This window comes from Tunturibacter gelidoferens, assembly GCF_040358255.1.
Taxonomy (GTDB): domain Bacteria; phylum Acidobacteriota; class Terriglobia; order Terriglobales; family Acidobacteriaceae; genus Edaphobacter; species Edaphobacter gelidiferens.
This window is the reverse complement of sequence record NZ_CP132938.1, coordinates 2,651,522-2,671,950: the sequence shown is the minus strand read 5'-3', so window position 1 is coordinate 2,671,950 and position 20,429 is coordinate 2,651,522. Positions and strand designations below refer to the sequence as shown.

Here is a 20,429-nt window from a genome sequence, read left to right as displayed (position 1 = left end):
AGTCTGCTAATAGGACCGGACAATCACCTTGCCAACCATGCCAAGATTGTCATGCAGCGCGCAAATGTAGTTGTATGTCCCCGCCTCCGTGAAGGTAATGCGAAAACGCGTATTGCCCGGAGGAGACTGTGGCACGCCAACCTGGTTTTCCGACGCCGCGACAATAAAGCCCGAATGAACGTTGTCCCCTTGCGAACTGATCGTTGCATGCAATACGCCGTCCGCATCCAGAGTTATGGGCACATTGCCGGACGGAGGAATGGGATTCGCCGGCTCCTTTCCGAAGGTGATCGTATGCGGCAAAGCCGGGTCTAGATTGGTCCACTCGATCGTCTCTCCCTTGCGGATTTCAATCGTTCCCTTCAGAAAACGCACAACGGAAAGCGACTCAAATCCAGCGCCAGTCACGTTCATCTCTCCAACGCCGGCAGTCACGCCGTTCTTGTTTGCCAGCACGTGTGCTGAGAGCATGTCATCCATGTCCCTATGGTTGTCCGTATCGGTGAGCAGACTCTTTCGCTGCTCCGCCCCCTGCTCGTCGTAGAAGGCCTGATCGTGCGGTAGAGTCGCCGACGCCGCGAGGACGTGTATGACCCCAGTCATGTGCGGGTGGACCAGACAGACAAGGCTATAGTTGCCGGGTTTAGGGAAGTTCACGGTAAAACTTTGCCCCGTAACCAACGGAGGCGTGCTCACGCACTTCGAGCCATCGAAACTCGTGCCGCTGGGCGAGTACCCCGGACAACCCACCATGAAATTGGTATATGCCTGACCGGCTATCAGGAATGACACCGTATGAATCTCACCGCTGCCGGAGGTCCAGGTGATGTTATCGCCCTCGTGGATCCAAAGCTCGTTGGGAAGAAAGGCGATAGCCAGCCTACCCATATCCTTGCTTTGACCGCCCAACACCGCTTTCCAGTCTTGTTGGGCATAAACGCTACCTGGGATACAAACCGACAGCGCCGACAGCGCCGCCAGCGACAGAAACATCGAGTCTCTCGATTTCATGATCGCCTCTTGAAAATATAGATTTTGGGGGAGCAGGCCCGGAGCCCGGCGGGAATTATAATCCCTGTCGCAACTGTGTCAACTTCGTGTTTGTTCGAAGCGCCGCGACTTTGCCGCAGCTAAAGATGCGCCGGCTGCAACCTCGCAACAGCAGCGGAAATCGCCCGACAGATCTGATAAAGGAACAACGAGTGTCTCGTTACTTCTCCAGATCATCCAGCAACAACTTAGCCTTCGTAGCCAGCGTCTTGGCTCCTTCAGCATCGCCGGACTTCAGCGCATCCTGCGCATCCTTCCAGAAGTTCTTCACCTTACTCACCTGCGCCTTTTGCTCTTCCACTTTTGCCGCAGGAAGACCATTCAGCCTCTTCTCGATCGAAGCAATCAGGTCCTCTGCCTCTTGTTTCGTCTGCGGGTTCGTCTCTCCGCCAGCCGTCAACGCACCAACCGCGGCATCGGGCGACGGCGGTCCCGCAGCGGCGCTGGCCACCTGCGTCTCCGGCGGCGGTTCCGATGGCGCGACAACCTTGGGCGTCTTCTTCTTCCGCTTCAGCTTCCCTGCGTCGGTCGAAACCGGCACCGGCGGCAGCTTCTCCGTCTGCGCCTCTACCATCGGCAGATCATCCGGCTCCGGAATCTCCTCCAGCGCCACCGGAGCCATCACCGGAGGCAAAGGCGCAAGCTGCGGCTTATGCCGGCATCCCGCCATCCCCATCGCCAAACCAAACCAGAGAGCCGTCCATGCGATCTTCTGCGTAATGTTGCTCGTACCCTTCAAACCCGTTCCCCTAGTTCTTTGTGAACTGCTCCTGCGGCCTTCCTGCTCTCGCCGCCAACTCCCGCCGCAACCGGCAGCCGAAACGTAAAGGTCGTCCCCCGCTCGACCGAATTCGGGTCGGCATTGGATCGCACCTCCATCGCTCCGCCATGCAGCTGCAAAATCCTGTACGTCATCGCCAGCCCGATTCCGCTGCCCTTAGGTTTGGTGGTGAAGTACAGTTCGAAGATACGCGGTAATAGCTCCGGAGGTATACCCTCTCCTTCATCGATCACTTCCACCACTGCAAACTGGTGGTCCCGCCGCATCCGCACCACCATCGCCCCGCCCTCGGGCATAGCCTGCATACCGTTCAGCAACAGGTTCAGCAGCGCCTGCTGCATCAGCTGCGCATCCACCCTCACCATCAACGGATCCTTCGGAGCCTCCACCACCACCCGCACCCGATTTTCCTTCATCTCGGCGGATGTCAGGTCCATCACCACTCCCACCACCTGCCTCAGATCATGCTCCCGCAGATGCAGCTCCATCGGTCGCGAAAAGTCCGCCAACGTCTGCACCACTCTGTCCAGCCGCTGCATCTCGCCCGCCAGAATCTCCACGTGCCGTTGCGCTCCGCCAAACGCCTCCGCCCCGCCCGGCGCCAGCTTCCCGCGCAACAGCTCCAGATGCAGCACCATCGCGTTGATCGGGTTCTTCACCTCGTGCCCCACCCCAGCCGTCAGCCTCCCAATCGCCGCCAGCCTCCTCGCGACCTCCAGCTCCTGCCCCAACTGCGCCACCGACTCCATATCCCGCAGCGTCAACAGCGTCGCTACACTCCCCACCCCTGCCAACTTGTCGTCGATCCGGTCCAGTGAGAATTGCACCTGCCGCCCATCCTCCAGCGTCAACGCCTGCGCACTCACCTGCCCGCCCTCGGCAAACGCCTCCAGCACCGCCTCTCCGAGCACGCTGTCCGGCGCAAAGATCTCTTCAAGCCGCATCCCTACCAGCTTTTCGTGATCTTCGTTCAACGGAGCCCCAAGAAAGTAAGCCACCGCATCCGACACCATCACCGCTCGCCGATCCGCCGTAAAAAGCAATACTCCATCGCGCAGCGTATCCAGCATCTGGTTCAGATTCGCCTGCAGCGCCGTATACCCGGCCTCCTGCGTTCGCATCTGTTCTCCCAGGCGATCCAGCGTCTTCGTCACCCGAACCACCGCGTCGCTTCTGGTATTCCGACTCTCCAGCAACTTCTCCGGAATCGCTCCCCCTGCCAACGTCAAGCTCTCCAGCCGCGCGCTGATCGCCTCCAGCGGTCGCAACGCCACATTCGCCAGCAACCCAGCCGACAACATCGCCGCCAGCGCCGCCAGTGCCGCAAAGATCAGTGCATCCAATAACCACGGCTCATACGAGTTCTTCAAAAACGTCGATCGCACCCCAACGTGCACCACCAGAAACGGATCCCCGTTCCGCTGCAACGCCTGCGAGATATCCAGCACTCGCGGCTTGCCAAACACCACTCTCATCTGCCGCGGGATCGGCCCGTTCTGAACACTCGCCAGGCTGAACCGAAACACCGACGGCTGATCCACCGCGTCCGGATCCGTACTCAATAGCGTCATTCCGTGGGCATCCGTCACACTCACGTCCTGCACCGTAGGCGAGTACCGCACGATCGTATTCATCACCTCGATCAGCGCCGTATGACTCCTCAGCGCATCCACCACCGCCGCATGCAGCGCCTCATCGCTTCGGTCCACCGGTGGATTCGCCCGCAGCCCCGTCTCGATTGCCTTCCGCATCTCCAGCCAGACCTCATGCACCAGCACATCGTTCGCCGCAGCCGTCTGCTCGATCCTCTGCCGCAGCAGTTCGCTTACGAACAGCGCCGAAAGCACCAGCACGATCGCAAACGTCAACCCCGTTGCCGCAAGCACCAGCTTCGTCTTCAGCCGCATCGTTACTCCGTCACAGCAGCAGCGTTCGAGTACTCCTTCAGCTTATTCTGCAGAGTCTTCGAACTGATCCCCAGAATCTCAGCGGCCTTGGTCTTGTTGTTATGGGTCGCCACCAGCGTCTTCAGAATCAGCTGCCTCTCTGCCTCATCCACCGTCGTTCCCACCTCCACCCGCACCGAGTTCGACTCATCCAGACGCCGCTGACCGTCCTCAAAGTGCGCCATCTGCGCAGCAGCAGCCTCCACTACGCCAACCCGGTTAGGTGGAGGAGCAAATCCCGGCTCGCCAAAGTGCGGCGGCAGATGTTCAATCCCCAGCATCCCCGACCCGGCCAGAATCACCGCCCGCTCAATCGTATTCCGCAGCTCCCGAACATTGCCCGGCCACTTGTAGCTCTCCAGCCGCGTCATCAGCGAATCCTTCAATCCCGCAACCGTGCAGTGATGCCGCTCGTTCATATCGTCGATCATCTTCTCCGCAATCGCCGACACATCCATCAGGTGATCCCGCAGCGGAGGCATCTGGATATTAAAAACATTCAGCCGATAGTAAAGATCCCCACGCAACTCCCCACTCGCCACAGCCTTCTCCGGATCTTTATTCGTCGCCGCCACCACTCGCACATCCACCGGCGTCTCGATCTTGCTTCCCAGCCGTCTCAGCTTCCGATCCTCCAGCACCCGCAGCAGCTTCGCCTGTGTCGCCATCGGCATCTCGCCGATCTCATCGAGCAGCAGAGTTCCCTCCTCCGCCAACTCAAAGCAGCCAGCGCGACGCTCCAGCGCCCCGGTGAACGCGCCCTTCTCATGCCCAAAGATCTCGCTCTCGATCAGCGTCTCCGGAATCGCCGCGCAGTTCACCGCCACAAATGGCTTCAGCCTTCGCGCACTCAGGTCATGAAGAGCCCGCGCTACCAGCTCTTTTCCCGTCCCACTCTCACCCGTCACCAGCACCGACACATTCGACGGAGCGATCCTCTCGATCATCGAAAAGATATCCACCATCTGCGGCGACGACCCAACCATCGGCCCCAGCACGCCCGTGTCCCTTAGCTGCCGACCCGTCGCCTCCAGTTCAGCATCCGCCTCCCGCTGCCGACTCGCATTATGGAGAATCGTCTTCAGCCGATGCGGGTCCACCGGCTTCGGAATATAGTCGTACGCCCCCATCCGCATCGCATCGACGGCCGACTCAATCGACCCCTGCGCCGTCAGCATCACCACCGCAATCCTCTGCGGCAGCTCGCCAATCCTGCTCAACAGCTCCATCCCATCCATCCGTGGCATCTTCAGGTCGGTCACAATGATCGCGGGAGCCCACGACACCGCCTTCTCCAGACCCTCCATGCCATCCGCCGCGCACTCAGCCCTATAGCCCCAGCTCTCAATCAGCTCCGTCAGGCCACTCCGTGCATGAACCTCATCTTCAACAATCAGTACCTTCTCCAACACACTCTCCAAACCAAAACCAGTAGTCGAACCCAAGACAGTCTCCAAAGCAGCCACCGTCCGCAATTAAATTCGAGAGCTTATCAAACAGGATGCACCCTGCTCAATCACATCCTCAGCCCGGCACGCTTCGCGGAACCGACTCCATTAACTCAATCCTCGCCCAGGCCCCGTCTCGGGACCTGTGCCGTACGCCATCTCTAAGGATATCCTTGAAACCATGTTAGAGCCCGAAATTACCGTAGAAGCCTTCTCCGCCCTCCGCCAGCAGCCCAACTCCCCCCTCCTGTTAGACGTCCGCGAGCCCTGGGAGTACCAGACGGCCCACCTCCCCGACTCCACCCTCATCCCCATGGGCGAGATCCCCTCCCGCGCCCACACCGAACTCGACCCCGACGCCCCCATCGTCGTCCTCTGCCATCACGGAGCCCGTTCCCTCAGCGTTACTATGTGGTTGCGTAATCAAGGCTTCGAACACGTCCAGTCCCTGGCCGGCGGCATCGATTCCTGGTCCCGCACCATCGACCCAGCCATCCCCCGCTACTAACCCAAAACGTCCCTTTGCCGCTTCTCTCGCTGTCGCTCTGTCGTTCCGCTTTTTTGGTTGTCATTCCGCAGCGCCAGCGGAGGAATCTGCCGTTGCCCTTGCCGTTGCAGTTGCCGTTCTTCGTTGTCATCCCCGAAGGGGATCTGCTGTCGTCCCACCGCTGCAATCGCCCGTTTCCCACCCTCAACGCATCACACCCACAGGAGGCCTTGCTTGCATAAGATCCTTCCGTTGATCGTCCTTCTCTCAAGCTCGCTGCCCCTCGCAGCCCAGCAGAACCCGAGCCCCCTTCCCTCCAACTACCACACCGTCCTCACCAACGACGCCTTCAAAGTCATCAGCGTCCAGTACGGCCCGCACGAAAAAGTCCCCGCCCATGACCACCCCGCCACCCCAACCGTCTTTGTCTACCTCAACAACTCAGGCCCCGTAAACATCATTCACGACGAAGCCCCACCCTCCACCGTCACCCGTCCGCCCACCCATCTCGGAGCCTTCCGCTTCAACAGAGGCATGATCGAGCGCCACTCCATCGAAAACCTCAGCGACCTCCCCTCCCTCTTTCTCCGCGTCGAACTCCCCAACCTCACCCTGCCCGACACCACACCCGACTTCCGTGGCCCCGCCCCCACCGACCTCACCCATAACATCAGCGCCACCGAGTTCTCCTCCCCGCACGTCACAGTTCTCCGCGTCGTCTGCGTCAACCCCGCGCCCTGCAACGTCCCACCCACGGCAGCCCCATCTGTCCTGATCGCCTTCTCCCCCACATCCCTCACCCACGACGGTCAAACCACGAAGATCGCGATAGGCACCGTCCTTCCCATAGCCCCCAGCCAATCCTTCCAGATCTCTCCGGTCGCATCCGAGCCCGCCCACATCCTGCTCATCTCAAGACACTGATCCACAAGACCCTGACCGGTCAAAAATCCCTGCTAACTCTGCGGCGGCACCTGCGGTTGCTCTTGATTCGGCTGCTCCGGCGAAGGATTTGTCCCCGGCTGCTCCGGCTGTTCGGGCTCAGCCTGCTGCTGCGGCGGCGGCACATTCGGATTATCCGAAATCCGCGGACCCTCCTGCCCCGGCACCGGCTGTTGCGTGATCGGAACCTGCGGCGCCTCCTGAATCCTCGGCTCCGCCTGCTGGTCCTGCTGAATCTTCAAGCTCCGCTGCACCACCCCATTCAGCTCCTGCTGTTGCCTCTGCGAAGCCGCCTGCTGCCGTTGCAAAAGACTTGCATCCCTCTGTCTCTGCGCCTCGGCCATCGCCTCCGGGTCGACCACCGGCCTGGGAGCCTGAACCACAGGCGGCGCCACTCGCCGTACTGAGTGATGCGCTCTCTGATCCGCTACCACCGGCACCGGCGGCGGATCATCAGGAAAATCCGGCTGTGCAGCCCGGGGCACCGTGCGAACCACAGGCTGCACCACCACCGGAGCCTGCTTCTTCTTACATCCCTGCCCCACGATCAACGCCAACCCCACCGCCGCCAACCCCGTGCCCTTCGCCAATCGTGCCAGCATCTCGTACCTCGTCCCCATTGGATGCAGGCTTACCACACGCCGCACCTCGAATCTCCCCGCAGAATACTCGAAAAGCAGTCGCCCGTGCCTTACGCCGTTGCACTTGAGGTTCAACTGCAGACCTGCGACAAATCGCACAGGGTCCTCACTTAGGCATCATGATAAGCTTTGTGAAAATCCGGCGAAACATACTTGCTCAACTAACTTCTTTTTGCTCCTCGGGTCCAAACTAAAAGTGGCCGTCCTATCGCCAGGTAAATGAGGTAACCGAATGCTAGGAAGCGTCAAGTCCTTCCTAAAGAACGTCCCGGTTCTTGGTCAGGGTCTCCTTCAACTCCGCAGAGCGCGGTTCAGGAGCTCGGTCGACTACTGGGATCAGCGCTATCGCAAGGGCGGCGATTCAGGCGCAGGCAGCTACAACCGGCTGGCCGAGTTCAAAGCCAACTTCCTCAACACATTCGTCGAGCAGCACCGCATCTCCTCCGTCATCGAGCACGGCTCCGGCGACGGTGCCCAACTCAAACTCGCCCGCTATCCCAGCTACACCGGCGTCGACATCTCCCCCAAAGCCGTTGAGATATGTCGCACTCTCTTCGCCAGCGATCCCACCAAACGCTTCTTCGAAGCCAGTCTCCTTCCCGCAGGCACCATGGCCGATCTGGCGCTGTCCCTCGACGTGATCTACCACGTCGTCGAGGACCACGTCTTTGACGCCTACATGCAAAAACTCTTCGCCTCCGCCAGCCGCTTCGTCATCGTCTACTCCAGCAACATGGAGCGGGACTGGCCTTACAAGCACGTCCACCATCGCAAGTTCACCGACTGGGTAGCCCGAAACCAACCGCTGTGGTCTCTCCAGTCCAGAACACCCAACGCCTATCCCTACGACCCGGCCAACCCCGGCGAAACCTCCTTCGCGGACTTCTATGTCTTCGCCGCCACCAGCTAGAGCAAAGTAGCAGTTGGCATGGAGTCTGCCGTGCCCTCCTGTTTGTCCTTCCCGGAGGGAATCTGCGGTTGCCTTCCTCACACCAAAGGCAAATCCGCTATAAGCGCGCCATCGCAATCAGCAAACCCACCGCAACCTCCGCGAACCCGATCAGCGCGGCCGGAGCGGATCTCATGACACGAAAATAAATCTCAAAATCCTGTCACTTTTTTCGCCACCAGAAACAACACCATCAACCAACCACCAACTCACCACAATCCACCACAATCCCACCATCAAAAAACCACGTTCAAAACACCACTTTCCGCAAAAACCCCAGCAGCCACAAGCTGAAAAAATCTCCCGGCAACCCAAAAAATATCCGCAGAAAAATCTCACTTCGCCCGAGGATGCGTCTCGTCATACACCTTCTGCACCTGACCCACCGTCAGCTGTGTATACCTCTGCGTCGTCGACAGTCGCTCATGCCCCAGCATCTCCTGGATCGCCCGCAGATCCGCACCCTCCTCCAGCATGTGCGTCCCAAACGCATGTCTCAGCGTATGCGGATGAACATCCGCTGCCAGCCCCCGGCTCAGAGCAATCGCCTTCACAATCCGCCCCACACTCCGCGTCGTCAGCCGGCAATCCCCACGCATTCGCAGATTCATCACCAACGGCCCATCATGCACCAGCGCACCCTTGCCTGCCACCACCAGCTTCGCCTCCCGCAGCGGCAGATACGCTCGAAGCGCCACCGCCGCCTCATCTCCCAGAGGCACCAGCCGCTCCTTTCGTCCCTTGCCACGCACCAGCACAGCATCATCGCGCCACTTCACGCTGCCCATATTCAAACCCACCAGCTCCGAGTTACGAATCCCGCACCCATACAGCAACTCGAAGATCACCCGATCCCGCTCCGGCCACGCCGAAGCATCTCCCTCATCAGAGTCGCCACTACCATCCAGGCGCCCCGTCTTTCCCACCCTTTGCGAAGGGTCGGAGATGACACCGCCCATCCCGCCAGCCCTCTTCTCAGTCGAACCATCCAGCGAATTCAAAACCCGATTCACCTCTTCCATACTAGGCACCCGCGGCAGATGCTTCGGTAGCTTCGGCGTACTCACCAGCAGCGCTGGATTCTGCGCCACCTTCCCCTCCTTCGCCAGCCACTTGAACCAGCTCCTCACCGCCGCCAGCGCCCGCGCCGCACTCGCCTTCGTCAATCCCCGCTCGTACAACATCCCCAGGTAAGCGCGAATATGCAGATGCTCCACCGCACCCACCTTCGCACCCTTTCCCAACGTCTCGTTGAGATAAGCCGCAAAGCTCCGCACCTCGCGCGCATAAGCCCGTACGGTATGCTCCGACGCCCCGCGCTCATTCGCGAGCATCGCCAGAAACCCTTCGGCCAATCCTTCGATCTCGTCAGCCTTATCCCGCATTTGCCTCTGCCTGTGCCTTCGGCTTTGTCTTTGCCTTAGCTTTTGTCTTTGCCTTTATCTTTGCCGTCATCCTGAGCGCAGCGAAGGATCCCGAAGCCCCTCACCCGCCCCCACAATCCGAACCTTTCAACCCAACCTTCAAACCACCCGCCTCTTCCCCCGCGGATGATGCTCCCGGTGCACCTTCTTCAAATGCCCCAGTGCCACATGCGTATAAACCTGCGTCGTCGCAATATCGGCATGCCCCAGCAAAGTCTGCACACTTCTAAGATCCGCCCCATGTTCCACCATGTGCGTCGCACAGCTATGCCGCAGCATATGCGGACTAGCCTTACTTCCCGTCCCCGAAACCGACCGCACCATCTCCCAAACCCACTGCCGCGTCAGCGCATGCCCCCGCACACTCAGAAACAGCGCCCGCTGCACCGTATGACTTCCCCGCTCCAGGCCGCCCTTCACGAGGCTCGGCCTTCCCATCGCCACATACCTCTCCAAAGCCTCCACCGCCGACCGCCCCAGCGGCACAATCCTCTCCTTATCGCCCTTCCCCCGAACCTGCGCCCGCGCCTGGTCCAGATGCACATCCTCCACCCGCAACGCGCAGATCTCCCCCACCCGCAGCCCACCCGCATACAGCAGTTCCAAAATCGCATGATCCCGCAGCGCCAGCCCATCTGCATCGGCACTTCGAGCGGCAACCCCCGTCCGCTCCAGCATCTCGGCCACCTCGCCCTCGGCCAAAGACTTCGGCAGCACCTTCCAACTCGCAGGAGTCTCCACGTTCACCGTAGGATCATGGGCAATCCGCTTATCCATCAGCAGCCAGCGATAAAACCCCCGCAGACAGCTAAGCTTCCGCGCAATCGACCGCGACTCCACCCCATGCCCCCGCAGCCCCTCCATAAACCCGCTCACATCCGCCTGAATCGCCCCCACCAGCAACCCATTCCGCCCCTCGACATGCTCAGCAAACTGCTCCAGATCCCGCTGATACGCCTCGCAGCTGGCCGGTCTTAGACCCTTTTCGACCCGCAGATACGCTACAAACTCCCTCACCGTCCGGGCGTTCCCGTCAGCCTGACCAATCTCGTGCATAGAAGTCGATTATCCCGCTCCCGAATCCTCTGTGCCTGCCGACTCGCACCCCGAACCAACCTGGCCACTCACCAAGTCCGCCACTTGCCAGAAGGCGTCCTGCCGGACGGGCCCACTGCGCGCGGAGCGGTCACTTCGTGACGCGTATACCTTGTTTGGGCGAGGCTAGCTGCTTCGGTCCTCCCGTTGGTCGGAGTCAACTTCTCCTCCGACCAACGGGAGGACCTGAGCGAAGCGGTAAAAAGGCGTGCGAACGCCCGCTCCACGCGCAGTGTGCCCGTCCGGCAAGACAGACTTCTCTCAAAAGTCTCTGCCCATAAATCATCTTTCCTCCCATCGCGGCATGGGGTATCTTCCATTCAAATGCGCTCGACCACTCTCAGGCTCACTCTCCTCGCTCTCTGCCTTTCCGTCCCCACCCTCCACCTCTCCGCACAGTCCTTCACACTGCCGCCCGTCACCTTCACCGGCGCTCCCACCTTCTCGCAGGCAGACCTCCTCAAAGTCAGCGGCCTGCACCCCGGAGCAACCGCCACCCAGGCAGACGTTCAAGCCGCCGCCCAGGACCTCAGCGACACCGGTCTCTTCTCCGACATCCGCTTCGAGTCCAACGCAACCGGCCTGGTCTACGATCTCAAGCCGATGCCGCCCGAAAACCTCCTCCCCGCCTCCTTTACCAACTTCGTCTGGTGGTCTCCCGCCGAACTCACCGCCGCGCTCAAGGCCCGAGTCCCTCTCTACACCGGCCTCGTCCCCACCGCCGGCAACCTCCAGGACACCATCTCTTCCGCCCTCAAAGCCATGGTCGCCGAAAAGGGCGTCACCGCCAACATCGTGGCAATCGCCGTCAGCTCACAACCCGGTGCCACCCCATCCTCCATCGGCTTCGCCATCGACTCCCCCCAGGTTCGCGTCCATACCCTCACCCTGGTGCACGCCTCTCCCGCCATGCAGCCGAAGCTCGACACCGTAATCAAAGACCAGACCAATCAACCCTTCGACACCAACACCACCCATACCTCCATCACCACCGCACTCACCTCGGCCTACCACAACCAGGGCTACCTCGACATGGCCGTGCTCAAACTCACTGAGGCCCCGCCTCAAGTTACCCCGAGTGGTATCGATCTCGACCTCACCGCCACGCTCAACGAAGGCCAACCCTACCAGCTCTTTCAGCTCACCTGGCCAGGCTCCGACATCATCAGCACCGCCGACTTCAACAAACAAACCAAAATGAAGCCCGGCGACATGGCCTCCGAAGCAGCCCTTCGCCAAAGCCTCTCCATCATCGCCGGCGCCTACTTCGCCAAAGGCTTTCAGGACGCCAAAGTCAAGGCCCCCGCCACCTTCGACCACCTCAGCCACCACGTCTCCTACACCATCACCGTCGACCCTGGCCCGCAGTACCACATCCACAGCGTCAAAGCCCTCGGCCTCTCCGACGAGCAGCAGAAACAGTTCGACTCCGCCTGGCACATGAACCCCGGCGACTTCTACGACGCCACCTACCTCACCGAATTCCTCCACAAGAACAGCGCCCTCCAGTCCCTCGCCGGCTATTCCGCCACCTACAAAGCCACCTCCGACCCCGACACCCACCTCGTCGATCTCACCATCACCTTCGCCAAAGGCGGCGTATTAAATTAGCCGTAGCTCCCCCCATCGCGACCAACGGGAGCGCCAACCGAAGGGGTATACAAGTCACGAAGTGACCGCCCCACGCGCAGTGGGCATTTCCCCCGCCCGCCACCATCCGCCGCCATTCCCTGTAAACTTGTAGCAGTCATGTTTGAAAACCTAAGCGACAAACTCCAGCGTTCCTTCAAGACCCTCCGCGGCCAGGGCACCATCTCCGACGAGAACATCTCCGACGCCATCCGCGAGATCCGCCTCGCCCTCCTCGAGTCCGACGTCAACCTCACCGTCGTCAACGAGCTCGTCGAGCACATCCGCACCCGCGCCATCGGCGAAAAGGTCGCCACCGCCCTCTCGCCCTCCGAGCAGATCGTCAAGATCGTCCACGACGAGCTCGTCAACGTCCTCGGCCGCGACACCGCCCGCTTCCAGAAGTCCTCCCAGCCGCCGTCGGTCATCCTCATGGCCGGGCTACAAGGTTCAGGAAAGACTACGACGAGCGGAAAGCTGGCCCAGTGGCTCAAAAAAGCCGGCCACCGCCCCATGCTCGTCTCGGTCGACGTCTACCGTCCCGCCGCCCGCGAGCAGCTGGCCATCGTAGCCCGCTCCATCTCTGCCCAGCTCTACGAGGGCAAGCTCAGCGACTCCGATATCGCGAAGCCCGGCACCGAAGCCGTCCTCCGCCTCGCCAAAGAGGCCAAGCGCGACGCCGCCAACTTCGGCTGCGACATGCTCATCGTCGACACCGCCGGCCGCAACCAGATCGACGCCGCATTGATGCAGGAGATGGCCGAGCTCAAAAAGCTCCTCAACCCCTCCGAGATCCTCTTCGTCGCCGACGCCATGACCGGCCAGGACGCCGTCAACTCCGCCAAGGCCTTCAACGATCTCCTCACCATCACCGGCGCCATCCTCACCAAGATGGACGGCGACGCACGAGGCGGCGCTGCCCTCTCCATCCGCCACGTGACAGGAGCGCCGATAAAGTTTTTGGGCACCGGAGAGAAGCCCGACGCCTTCGAGCCCTTCCACCCCGACCGCATCGTCTCCCGCATCATGGGTCACGGCGACATCGCCACCCTCCTCGAGCGCGCCGAATCCACCCTCGACCGCGGCAAAGCCGAGCAGTTCGCCAAGAAAGCCCTCTCCGGCGACGGCTTCACTCTCGACGACTTCCGCGACCAGCTCCGTCAGATCAAAAAGATGGGCTCCATGAAGTCCATCCTCAAGATGCTCCCCTCCGTCGGCCCCTTCGCCGGCATGCAGCAGGCCGTCGAAAACGTAGACGAGGGCCAGTTCACCCGCGTCGAATCCATCATCAACTCGATGACGCAAAAAGAGCGCCTCGACCACGAGATCATCAACGGCAACCGCCGCAAGCGTATCGCCCGCGGCAGCGGAACCACCGTACAAGACGTCAACAACCTCCTCCGCCAGTACGCCCAAATGCGAAAGATGTTCAAGTCCATGGGCTCAGGCGGCGGCATCAAAGCCCAGCAACGCATGATGAGCCAAATGCAAGGCCGCCAGAAATTCGGCAGATAAGTTGATAAAACTTTCGCGATTGAGGAGCAACTGACCTTTCGCAAACAGAAGGCGGACGTTTTGCTAGACGAAGTGAAAAAATGGCTGACCGAACAGGGATATCCGCTTGAAATGCGAGCCGCCAAAATATTTAGGAAGGCAGGATTTGAGGTTCAGCAAGCTCAGCTTTACACTGACGATGAGGCAGGGAAACGGCGAGAAATCGACCTCATCGCGATGTCGCCAGACCATGTCGGATTAACGCAGATCGCATTCACCATAGAGTGCAAATCATCTAAAAAGCCGTGGATTTTGTTCAGCTCCGGTAACAATCTTGGCCAAAACGTGTACTGGACATATTGCCTAATGAATCAGGCGACCAGGAGTGTTATGGCTTCTATCGGTTGGGACGATTTATCCGAAAGTGACTTAGCGCCGGAATCGCCGTTCGAAAAGTTTCGTTGGCTAAGAAAGAGTGTCGATACAGCTTTTTCCATTCGCCAAGCGTTCAATGATAAAGACGTCGCCTATGCCGCCGTCGTATCAAGCATTAAAGCTGCCTCTCATCTACTGCGGGCTGAGCGAAGTAGTAAACTTCCCAATTTTCGCTTCATTTTTCCTGTAGTTGTAATCGATTCGCCACTTCTCCTCTGCAAGCTTGGAGAAATGGGCGACCCAGAACTTACTCAAGTCAGTTCTGGTGAAATACTTTTTACGAATCCAGATAGAAATGAAGATATGACGTGCGTCAGAATAACTACGATTGATGAACTTCCTAATCTTCTTAATGAAGCAAAGATCGAGATCAAGCAAATTCGTAAAGAGTTTCGTTCGTCGGAAGTGGCCTTGTGGGAGGAGAGGTATGAAACTCCTTATCCTCACAAATTGGCAGATCTAGCGATAAAGCAATATGACTAGGACGTAGATCTTCCGGCGGGTGCCCCATATCTCGATTCTGAGATGTGGGCATTCGCGCGGAAGCGCGAACCCGATACCCTAAAATCAACCCATGCCGCTCGGCCTCAAGCGCTACCAACAGGAAGGCGATCACCACTTCATCACCTTCAGTTGCCACAACCGCAAACCCTACCTCAACACCTCAACCTCAAGAGACATCTTACTAGACTCCCTGGAACGGACCCGAGACAGTTACAAATTCGAAATCCTCGGATACGTAGTCATGCCCGAGCACATCCACCTCCTTGTAAGCGAACCTCTTGACGATCCCCTGTCAAAAGCCGTCCAGTCCCTAAAACTGTCCACTTCCAGACGCCTAACCGAGCGTCCCTTCTGGCAGCCTCGCTACTACGACTTCAATGTCTTCACCCACAACAAGCGCGTCGAAAAACTAAAATACATGCACCGCAATCCAGTCACACGAGGCCTCGTCCCACACGCCGAAGACTGGCCATGGTCCAGCTATCGCCACTATCTCCTGAACGAACCATCCCCAATCCTGATCACGAAATACTAACCCACAACAACAAGCTCAAAGCATCACTTTATCTCCTCCACCGTTCCATCCGACCAGGTCGTCACCGGAACCATAAAGATCGTCACAGGCTCAGGGTTTCCCTGCGCAGCGAAGACCTGCGACCCATCGAGGTTTGCACCCCAGCTCGCCGCATCCACGGAGGGAAGGAAGAACATCAGATGCGGACGCCAGTGGCCGTCATGATCGTTCAGATAGCCCTGCTTGGACAGCATGTAGCACATCGCTCCCTGCTCAGGCACCCCAATGACCTTCGTCGCCACCGCCTCCCTCATGCGCGCCTCCACCTGATCCTTCGGCAGCCCGGACAGCACCAACTCCGTCCGCTTCAGGTACGCCGGCATCACCGACCGCGCAGCAGACGCATTGAAGCAGTGCGGCGCACGCAGCTTCGGATTCCAGAACTGAGAGTCGTCGAAGTTAGTAGCCCACGACCGCTCGACCAGGCAGACGAAGCCGTTCTTGCCCTTCGCCGCCGTCTCATACCCGTGGCTGCCGAGCACCATCACCTCCGCATCGCCGCTCACCGCCGCATTTGCCGCACTGCGCGCCAGCGCAACCTCCTCCGCCACGCTCGCCACGCGGTACTGCTCTATGGGAGCCATCGCCGGATACAGCGCCTTCGCTCCCTGCCCCCAGCCGACACCAGCCGCACCGAGTAGAACCACACCACACACCACGCCAGACACTATCGCTCCTGCCATTCGATTTGTCATTGCACCAGCCTCCTGAAGGTCGATTCACCTGCCCGGGCCGTCATTCATAACTGTGAGACCGTTCAGACGCAACAATGTTATGCCCGATGCCCATATCTCGATCCTGACATCTGGGCACTTGCGCCACCCGCGAACGAAGATGCCAGACGTCTAACCGCGTGCTAAACTCCTCGCCACAAGGAGACACCCATGAAGCACGCCACCCGCGTGGCCGCCCTCTTAGCGGCCGCCCTCAGCACCTCTGTTCTCATCTCGCAGGTCGAACAGAAGACCCAAAGATTCCCTCAGTTTGACAATGAAGACGTCAAAGTCTGGAAGACGATCGTCATGCCGCACCAGCCACTCGCCATGCACCACCACGATCATCCCCGCGTCATCATCGCGCTCACCGGCGGCACCATGAACATCGTCGAGCCCTCCGGCGCAACCGAGACCCACGTATGGGAGACAGGCAAAGCCTACTGGCTCCCCGCCATGGCACCCAACACCCTCCACTCCGACATCAACGCCGGAGACAAACCAATGGAAGTCATGGTCGTCGAACTCGAAAAGGAAAAATAATCGCAAACCCTCCCCAATTCAACCGCAAGGGAGCACAGCACCCCTCTCAACAACGATTGATTAGCCCGGAGCGAAGATCGTAGCTCCTCTACGCAAAGACTGCGGCAATCTCCTTTGAACCGGCCGGTCGCTCCACAGCTATCCACCGACGTATCCCCATTTAGAGAAGAAAACTCTCGCAGACCCCCATCCAGGCACCTCGCCGCGTCGTACCTCTATCGCAAGTCTCTTTCGAAGAAGGAGGCACGATATGTCGATCCACTCCTGTCCCGACGCCGCCCTGCTCATAGGAAACCTGGTGGAATCCCTCCGCCGCCAGTGCGAACTCCCCGGCACAACAAGATCCAGCTACGAGATCGCCCTGGAGATGGACACAGCAGAAGCACTCCAGGCCGCATACCGTCACGCCGCCGACCACCTCGTCCGCTGTCCCGTATGTCGAGACCTGATCGCCAGCAGAAGACCCGGCATTCCTCGGCAGACACCAGAACAAGCCTGCAACATACCTGAAAAACAACCCATAAATCGCATGTCAAGCCCCATACACGCGAAAACCCGCTCCAGATGCGGTTTTTCGCGTGGCGTATCTACCCGCTTGAAACAGATATCCTGTTAACAGCGGTCATGAGGTGGAATGGATGGACCTAAGCAGCGAGGGATGTGTAGCTCGATAGAAATCTTGCAACTCATTCAAAACAAGTATTTTGCACGCAAGTCTCCTGTTTTGAATATTTTATAGATATACCCTCCCTTCAAGTTACTGAAAATAGATAAGTTAGCCGCAAGATCCCCTTGGGGGGAGGGGGAGGGGGTACCAACGAGTTCGAGCCCGGCCTGAAGACAATCAGTGGAGCACGGGAGAAATTGTTATTGCGTCCGCAACAAAATCTGCATCACACCTCCAACTGGCGAAACTTCGCCGAACGGAGAAAAACTAAAGATGCTTATCCTTTTGATCATTCTGATTCTGGTGTTCGGCTTTGGCGGCTATCGTTTGGGACCTGGCCTCGGCTACTACGGAGGCGGCGGCATCAGCCTCATCCTGCTCATCGTTCTCATCCTGCTTCTGCTAAAAGTTATCTAACTGAGACCGGCCCATTCCGCGCAGCCCTCAAGCAACGAATGGGCCGACCCAGCCCTCCGCGCCTTCCCCTTCTAGTTGAGACTATCTTCGCAACACGCTAAGATAAGCGTGCCAAGCGCGCTCATGCCAATATCGGTCCAGACCCGTAACACCCGCCAGAAAGACGCCATCCGCGCAGCCTTCGTTGAGGCCGACCGCCCTCTCTCCCCCGACGAGGCTCTCGCCCTCGCCCAGAAAGAGGTCGACGCGCTCAGCATCGCCACCGTCTATCGCAACATCGGCAGCCTGGTCGACGACAAGTGGCTTACCCCAGTGGACGTCCCCGGCCACTCCACCCGCTACGAAGTAGCCGGCAAGGCCCACCACCACCACTTCCAATGCAACACCTGCGGCACCGTCCATGAGCTAGAAGGTTGCGAGATGCAGTCCAGACCGAAGCTACCCCGCGGCTTCAAGTACTCCAGCCACGAGTTCTTCGTCTACGGCACCTGCTCCTCCTGCGCCAAGTAGCCAAGCTTACCTCTTCGATCCTCCCAGCAACGATCCCAGCACCCCGCGGATCAGCTGCCGTCCCACCGTGCTCCCCATCGTCCGCGCTGCACTCTTCACCGCCGCCTGCAACACGGTATCCCCTCTCCGTGAACTCCCCTGTCCCAGCACCCCACCCAACGCCGTCCCAGCCGCCTCTATCCAACCCGATCCCGAACCTGTGAGAGACCCTGCCGAACCGGCAGCCCCACCCCCCGAAACCACGGCCTTCCCCTTCAGTCGCTCATACGCCGACTCCCGATCCACCACTGTCTCGTACACCCCCGCCACCACCGAATTTTTGATAATCTCCGCCCTCTGCTCCGGCGTAATCGGCCCAATCTGGCTATGCGGCGGACATACCATCGCCCGCTCCACCATTCCCGGAATCCCCTTCTCATCCAGGAACGAGACCAACGCCTCCCCCACACCCATCTCTGTAATCACAGCCTCCACATTCACCTTCGGATTCGCGCGAAACGTCTGCGCCGCCGCCTTCACTGCCTTCTGATCTCTTGGAGAAAACGCCCGCAGCGCATGCTGAACACGGTTGCCCAACTGGCTCAACACCGTATCCGGCACGTCGATCGGGTTCTGCGTCACAAAGAATACCCCAACTCCCTTGGACCGGATCAGCCGCACCACTTGCTCAATGCGATTCTGCAAAACTGAGGGCAGATCGTTGAACAACAGATGAGCTTCATCGAAGAAAAAAACCAGCTTCGGCTTCTCCTGATCTCCAACCTCGGGCAATTTCTCAAACAATTCACTCATCAGCCAAAGCAGAAACGTCGCGTACAACTGCGGCGATTGCAGCAGCTGATCCGCAGCCAAAATATTCACTACACCTTTGCCGCTGGAATCTACCTGCAGCAGGTCATCGATATTCAGCGCCGGCTCGCCGAAGAAAAGGTCGCCTCCCTGCTGCTCCAACGCCACCAACCCACGCTGAATCGCCCCGATACTCGCCGCCGAAATATTTCCATACTGCGTCTGATACTCTTTCGCGCCCTCACCCACATGCTGCAGCATCGCCTGCATATCTTTCATATCTAACAGCAGCAATCCACTGTCATCGGCGATCTTGAAAACCAATGTCAGCACACCCGTCTGCGTATCGTTCAGATTCAGAATCCTGCTCAACAGCAGCGGCCCCATTTCACTGACGGTAGCTCTCACAGGATGTCCCTGCTTGCCGAAGACATCCCAGAACACCACGGGACACCCCGCAAAGCTCCACTCCCCCAATCCCATTGCAACAACCCGCGCATCAAACTTCGGCGAACTCTTCCCCGCCTGCGAGATTCCCGACAGGTCTCCCTTCACATCCGCGGCAAACACCGGCACCCCAATCGAACTCAACGCCTCCGCCATGACCTGCAGCGTGACAGTTTTGCCAGTCCCCGTGGCCCCGGCGACCAGACCATGTCGATTCGTCATTCCCGGCAGCAAATAGAGCTCGTCTGCACCCTTCGCAATCATTGGAATCTCAATCATCGGTTCACTCCCAACTCTCAATCTGCCTGAAGACTACACGGCGTCGTGCCAACATCAAAGCCGCGCCGCTTCACCATCCTCACCACTTCAATGGTCTCCCCACCGCCCACCGGAACCTGCCGACGATCCAACTCCAGATACCCCTTCAGCGCATAAAGCCCCACGCCCGTCAACGTACTGCCCATCTCGAAGTGCGTAAACCCTTCCGCGATCGCAGCATCCTCGGCAGCCGCTAGAATCAGACTTCCCAAGCCCTTTCGCGCAAAATCAGGATGCACAAAGATCGCCCGAATCTTCGCCGCATCCACCACCGGATTCAGCCTCTCCAGAGCAATCTTCTCGACCTGATGATCTCCTCCATACAGGGTCTTCCGAAAGCTCCATCCACCACACCCTGCAATCTCACCACCTTCAGCAATCGCGAGAAAGTAAGTCCCATCCGCAATCAGTTGACTGTCCACCGTGAATACTGTCGCCAACGCACCCTCCCTCTGCGCCGTCGAATAATCCTTCGCCTGAAGCCCACGCACCGAAGCCTCGATCAGTTCGCGAATCGCTCCCACATCCTTCGCCGTAGCCACTCTCAATTGAAATCGCATGGTCAGCAAAGTATAAAAGCCCAGATGGCGAGCCATGTCACTGCAGCGGAATCCGGCGTGACGATC

Annotated in this window: 20 protein-coding genes; 10 read left to right on the top strand and 10 right to left on the bottom strand. The window is 59.2% G+C overall.

The window, feature by feature from the left end; genetic code table 11:
- Window positions 1-6 precede the first annotated feature (6 nt).
- The 4 genes from RBB81_RS11915 to RBB81_RS11900 all read right to left on the bottom strand — a co-directional run bounded on the left by RBB81_RS11915 (window position 7) and on the right by RBB81_RS11900 (window position 5,222).
- A complete protein-coding gene (locus tag RBB81_RS11915) occupies window positions 7-1,011 on the bottom strand; it encodes a cupredoxin domain-containing protein (RefSeq protein WP_353073850.1) in 1,005 nt (334 codons plus the stop codon).
- Window positions 1,012-1,210: 199 nt separating this feature from the next.
- Complete coding sequence (locus RBB81_RS11910) at window positions 1,211-1,789, bottom strand: hypothetical protein (RefSeq protein WP_353073849.1); 579 nt, start codon at window positions 1,787-1,789, stop codon at window positions 1,211-1,213.
- Window positions 1,786-3,738, bottom strand: coding sequence for a sensor histidine kinase (locus RBB81_RS11905; protein WP_353073848.1), 1,953 nt, complete (start codon window positions 3,736-3,738; stop codon window positions 1,786-1,788). The genes RBB81_RS11910 and RBB81_RS11905 overlap by 4 nt, the downstream gene beginning before the upstream one ends.
- Window positions 3,739-3,740: 2 nt before the next feature.
- A complete protein-coding gene (locus RBB81_RS11900) occupies window positions 3,741-5,222 on the bottom strand; it encodes a sigma-54-dependent transcriptional regulator (protein WP_353073847.1) in 1,482 nt (493 codons plus the stop codon).
- 184 nt (window positions 5,223-5,406) lie between these two features.
- On the opposite strand from RBB81_RS11900, the gene RBB81_RS11895 reads away from it, so the two are divergent.
- Both RBB81_RS11895 and RBB81_RS11890 read left to right on the top strand, forming a co-directional pair.
- Window positions 5,407-5,733 (top strand): rhodanese-like domain-containing protein, encoded by a 327-nt coding sequence (locus tag RBB81_RS11895; RefSeq protein ID WP_179582127.1) that lies wholly within the window; start codon window positions 5,407-5,409, stop codon window positions 5,731-5,733.
- 213 nt (window positions 5,734-5,946) lie between these two features.
- Window positions 5,947-6,636, top strand: coding sequence for a hypothetical protein (locus RBB81_RS11890; RefSeq protein ID WP_353073846.1), 690 nt, complete (start codon window positions 5,947-5,949; stop codon window positions 6,634-6,636).
- Window positions 6,637-6,668: 32 nt separating this feature from the next.
- Here the strand turns inward: RBB81_RS11890 and RBB81_RS11885 are convergent, their stop codons facing one another.
- Window positions 6,669-7,301 (bottom strand): hypothetical protein, encoded by a 633-nt coding sequence (locus tag RBB81_RS11885; protein ID WP_353073845.1) that lies wholly within the window; start codon window positions 7,299-7,301, stop codon window positions 6,669-6,671.
- A 226-nt stretch (window positions 7,302-7,527) separates the two neighbouring features.
- On the opposite strand from RBB81_RS11885, the gene RBB81_RS11880 reads away from it, so the two are divergent.
- Window positions 7,528-8,205, top strand: coding sequence for a class I SAM-dependent methyltransferase (locus RBB81_RS11880; RefSeq protein WP_183789010.1), 678 nt, complete (start codon window positions 7,528-7,530; stop codon window positions 8,203-8,205).
- 374 nt (window positions 8,206-8,579) lie between these two features.
- Here RBB81_RS11880 and RBB81_RS11875 read toward each other — a convergent pair whose 3' ends face one another.
- Both RBB81_RS11875 and RBB81_RS11870 read right to left on the bottom strand, forming a co-directional pair.
- Window positions 8,580-9,629: a tyrosine-type recombinase/integrase gene (locus tag RBB81_RS11875; protein ID WP_353073844.1), complete on the bottom strand. Its 1,050-nt coding sequence runs from the start codon at window positions 9,627-9,629 to the stop codon at window positions 8,580-8,582.
- A 138-nt stretch (window positions 9,630-9,767) separates the two neighbouring features.
- Entirely contained in the window at window positions 9,768-10,724 is a 957-nt protein-coding gene (locus RBB81_RS11870) for a site-specific tyrosine recombinase (protein WP_353073843.1), read from the bottom strand.
- A gap of 363 nt (window positions 10,725-11,087) precedes the next feature.
- Between RBB81_RS11870 and RBB81_RS11865 the strand changes: the two genes are divergently transcribed.
- The 4 genes from RBB81_RS11865 (at window position 11,088) to RBB81_RS11850 (ending at window position 15,360) form a co-directional block, all read left to right on the top strand.
- Complete coding sequence (locus RBB81_RS11865; protein ID WP_353073842.1) at window positions 11,088-12,374, top strand: POTRA domain-containing protein; 1,287 nt, start codon at window positions 11,088-11,090, stop codon at window positions 12,372-12,374.
- Between the two features lie 138 nt (window positions 12,375-12,512).
- Entirely contained in the window at window positions 12,513-13,907 is a 1,395-nt protein-coding gene (ffh, locus tag RBB81_RS11860) for a signal recognition particle protein (protein ID WP_353073841.1), read from the top strand.
- Between the two features lie 60 nt (window positions 13,908-13,967).
- On the top strand, window positions 13,968-14,804 hold the full coding sequence (locus tag RBB81_RS11855) for a hypothetical protein (protein WP_353073840.1): 837 nt from the start codon (window positions 13,968-13,970) through the stop codon (window positions 14,802-14,804).
- Window positions 14,805-14,895: 91 nt separating this feature from the next.
- Complete coding sequence (locus RBB81_RS11850) at window positions 14,896-15,360, top strand: REP-associated tyrosine transposase (protein ID WP_353073839.1); 465 nt, start codon at window positions 14,896-14,898, stop codon at window positions 15,358-15,360.
- A gap of 23 nt (window positions 15,361-15,383) precedes the next feature.
- Here the strand turns inward: RBB81_RS11850 and RBB81_RS11845 are convergent, their stop codons facing one another.
- A complete protein-coding gene (locus RBB81_RS11845; RefSeq protein ID WP_353073838.1) occupies window positions 15,384-16,094 on the bottom strand; it encodes a hypothetical protein in 711 nt (236 codons plus the stop codon).
- A 189-nt stretch (window positions 16,095-16,283) separates the two neighbouring features.
- On the opposite strand from RBB81_RS11845, the gene RBB81_RS11840 reads away from it, so the two are divergent.
- From RBB81_RS11840 to RBB81_RS11830, 3 genes are all read left to right on the top strand, one after another.
- Entirely contained in the window at window positions 16,284-16,655 is a 372-nt protein-coding gene (locus RBB81_RS11840) for a hypothetical protein (RefSeq protein WP_353073837.1), read from the top strand.
- A 940-nt stretch (window positions 16,656-17,595) separates the two neighbouring features.
- Window positions 17,596-17,739 (top strand): DUF3309 family protein, encoded by a 144-nt coding sequence (locus RBB81_RS11835; protein ID WP_179582110.1) that lies wholly within the window; start codon window positions 17,596-17,598, stop codon window positions 17,737-17,739.
- A gap of 123 nt (window positions 17,740-17,862) precedes the next feature.
- Window positions 17,863-18,249, top strand: a complete 387-nt coding sequence (locus RBB81_RS11830) for a Fur family transcriptional regulator (protein ID WP_179582108.1) — start codon at window positions 17,863-17,865, stop codon at window positions 18,247-18,249.
- Window positions 18,250-18,255: 6 nt separating this feature from the next.
- Here RBB81_RS11830 and RBB81_RS11825 read toward each other — a convergent pair whose 3' ends face one another.
- Window positions 18,256-19,764, bottom strand: coding sequence for a helicase HerA-like C-terminal domain-containing protein (locus tag RBB81_RS11825; RefSeq protein ID WP_353073836.1), 1,509 nt, complete (start codon window positions 19,762-19,764; stop codon window positions 18,256-18,258).
- A 17-nt stretch (window positions 19,765-19,781) separates the two neighbouring features.
- On the bottom strand, window positions 19,782-20,399 hold the full coding sequence (locus RBB81_RS11820) for a GNAT family N-acetyltransferase (RefSeq protein ID WP_246373506.1): 618 nt from the start codon (window positions 20,397-20,399) through the stop codon (window positions 19,782-19,784).
- Between the last annotated feature and the right edge of the window lie 30 nt (window positions 20,400-20,429).

What these genes read in the sequence shown, in the direction of transcription:
- ffh (WP_353073841.1), top strand. Translation starts at nt 12,513, where the DNA reads ATGTTTGAAAACCTAAGCGACAAACTCCAGCGTTCCTTCAAGACCCTC.
- RBB81_RS11840 (WP_353073837.1), top strand. Translation starts at nt 16,284, where the DNA reads ATGAAGCACGCCACCCGCGTGGCCGCCCTCTTAGCGGCCGCCCTCAGC.
- RBB81_RS11905 (WP_353073848.1), bottom strand. Translation starts at nt 3,738, where the DNA reads ATGCGGCTGAAGACGAAGCTGGTGCTTGCGGCAACGGGGTTGACGTTT.
- RBB81_RS11870 (WP_353073843.1), bottom strand. Translation starts at nt 10,724, where the DNA reads ATGCACGAGATTGGTCAGGCTGACGGGAACGCCCGGACGGTGAGGGAG.
- RBB81_RS11895 (WP_179582127.1), top strand. Translation starts at nt 5,407, where the DNA reads ATGTTAGAGCCCGAAATTACCGTAGAAGCCTTCTCCGCCCTCCGCCAG.
- RBB81_RS11875 (WP_353073844.1), bottom strand. Translation starts at nt 9,629, where the DNA reads ATGCGGGATAAGGCTGACGAGATCGAAGGATTGGCCGAAGGGTTTCTG.
- RBB81_RS11830 (WP_179582108.1), top strand. Translation starts at nt 17,863, where the DNA reads ATGCCAATATCGGTCCAGACCCGTAACACCCGCCAGAAAGACGCCATC.
- RBB81_RS11835 (WP_179582110.1), top strand. Translation starts at nt 17,596, where the DNA reads ATGCTTATCCTTTTGATCATTCTGATTCTGGTGTTCGGCTTTGGCGGC.
- RBB81_RS11825 (WP_353073836.1), bottom strand. Translation starts at nt 19,764, where the DNA reads ATGATTGAGATTCCAATGATTGCGAAGGGTGCAGACGAGCTCTATTTG.
- RBB81_RS11845 (WP_353073838.1), bottom strand. Translation starts at nt 16,094, where the DNA reads ATGACAAATCGAATGGCAGGAGCGATAGTGTCTGGCGTGGTGTGTGGT.
- RBB81_RS11850 (WP_353073839.1), top strand. Translation starts at nt 14,896, where the DNA reads ATGCCGCTCGGCCTCAAGCGCTACCAACAGGAAGGCGATCACCACTTC.
- RBB81_RS11820 (WP_246373506.1), bottom strand. Translation starts at nt 20,399, where the DNA reads ATGGCTCGCCATCTGGGCTTTTATACTTTGCTGACCATGCGATTTCAA.
- RBB81_RS11915 (WP_353073850.1), bottom strand. Translation starts at nt 1,011, where the DNA reads ATGAAATCGAGAGACTCGATGTTTCTGTCGCTGGCGGCGCTGTCGGCG.
- RBB81_RS11865 (WP_353073842.1), top strand. Translation starts at nt 11,088, where the DNA reads ATGCGCTCGACCACTCTCAGGCTCACTCTCCTCGCTCTCTGCCTTTCC.
- RBB81_RS11880 (WP_183789010.1), top strand. Translation starts at nt 7,528, where the DNA reads ATGCTAGGAAGCGTCAAGTCCTTCCTAAAGAACGTCCCGGTTCTTGGT.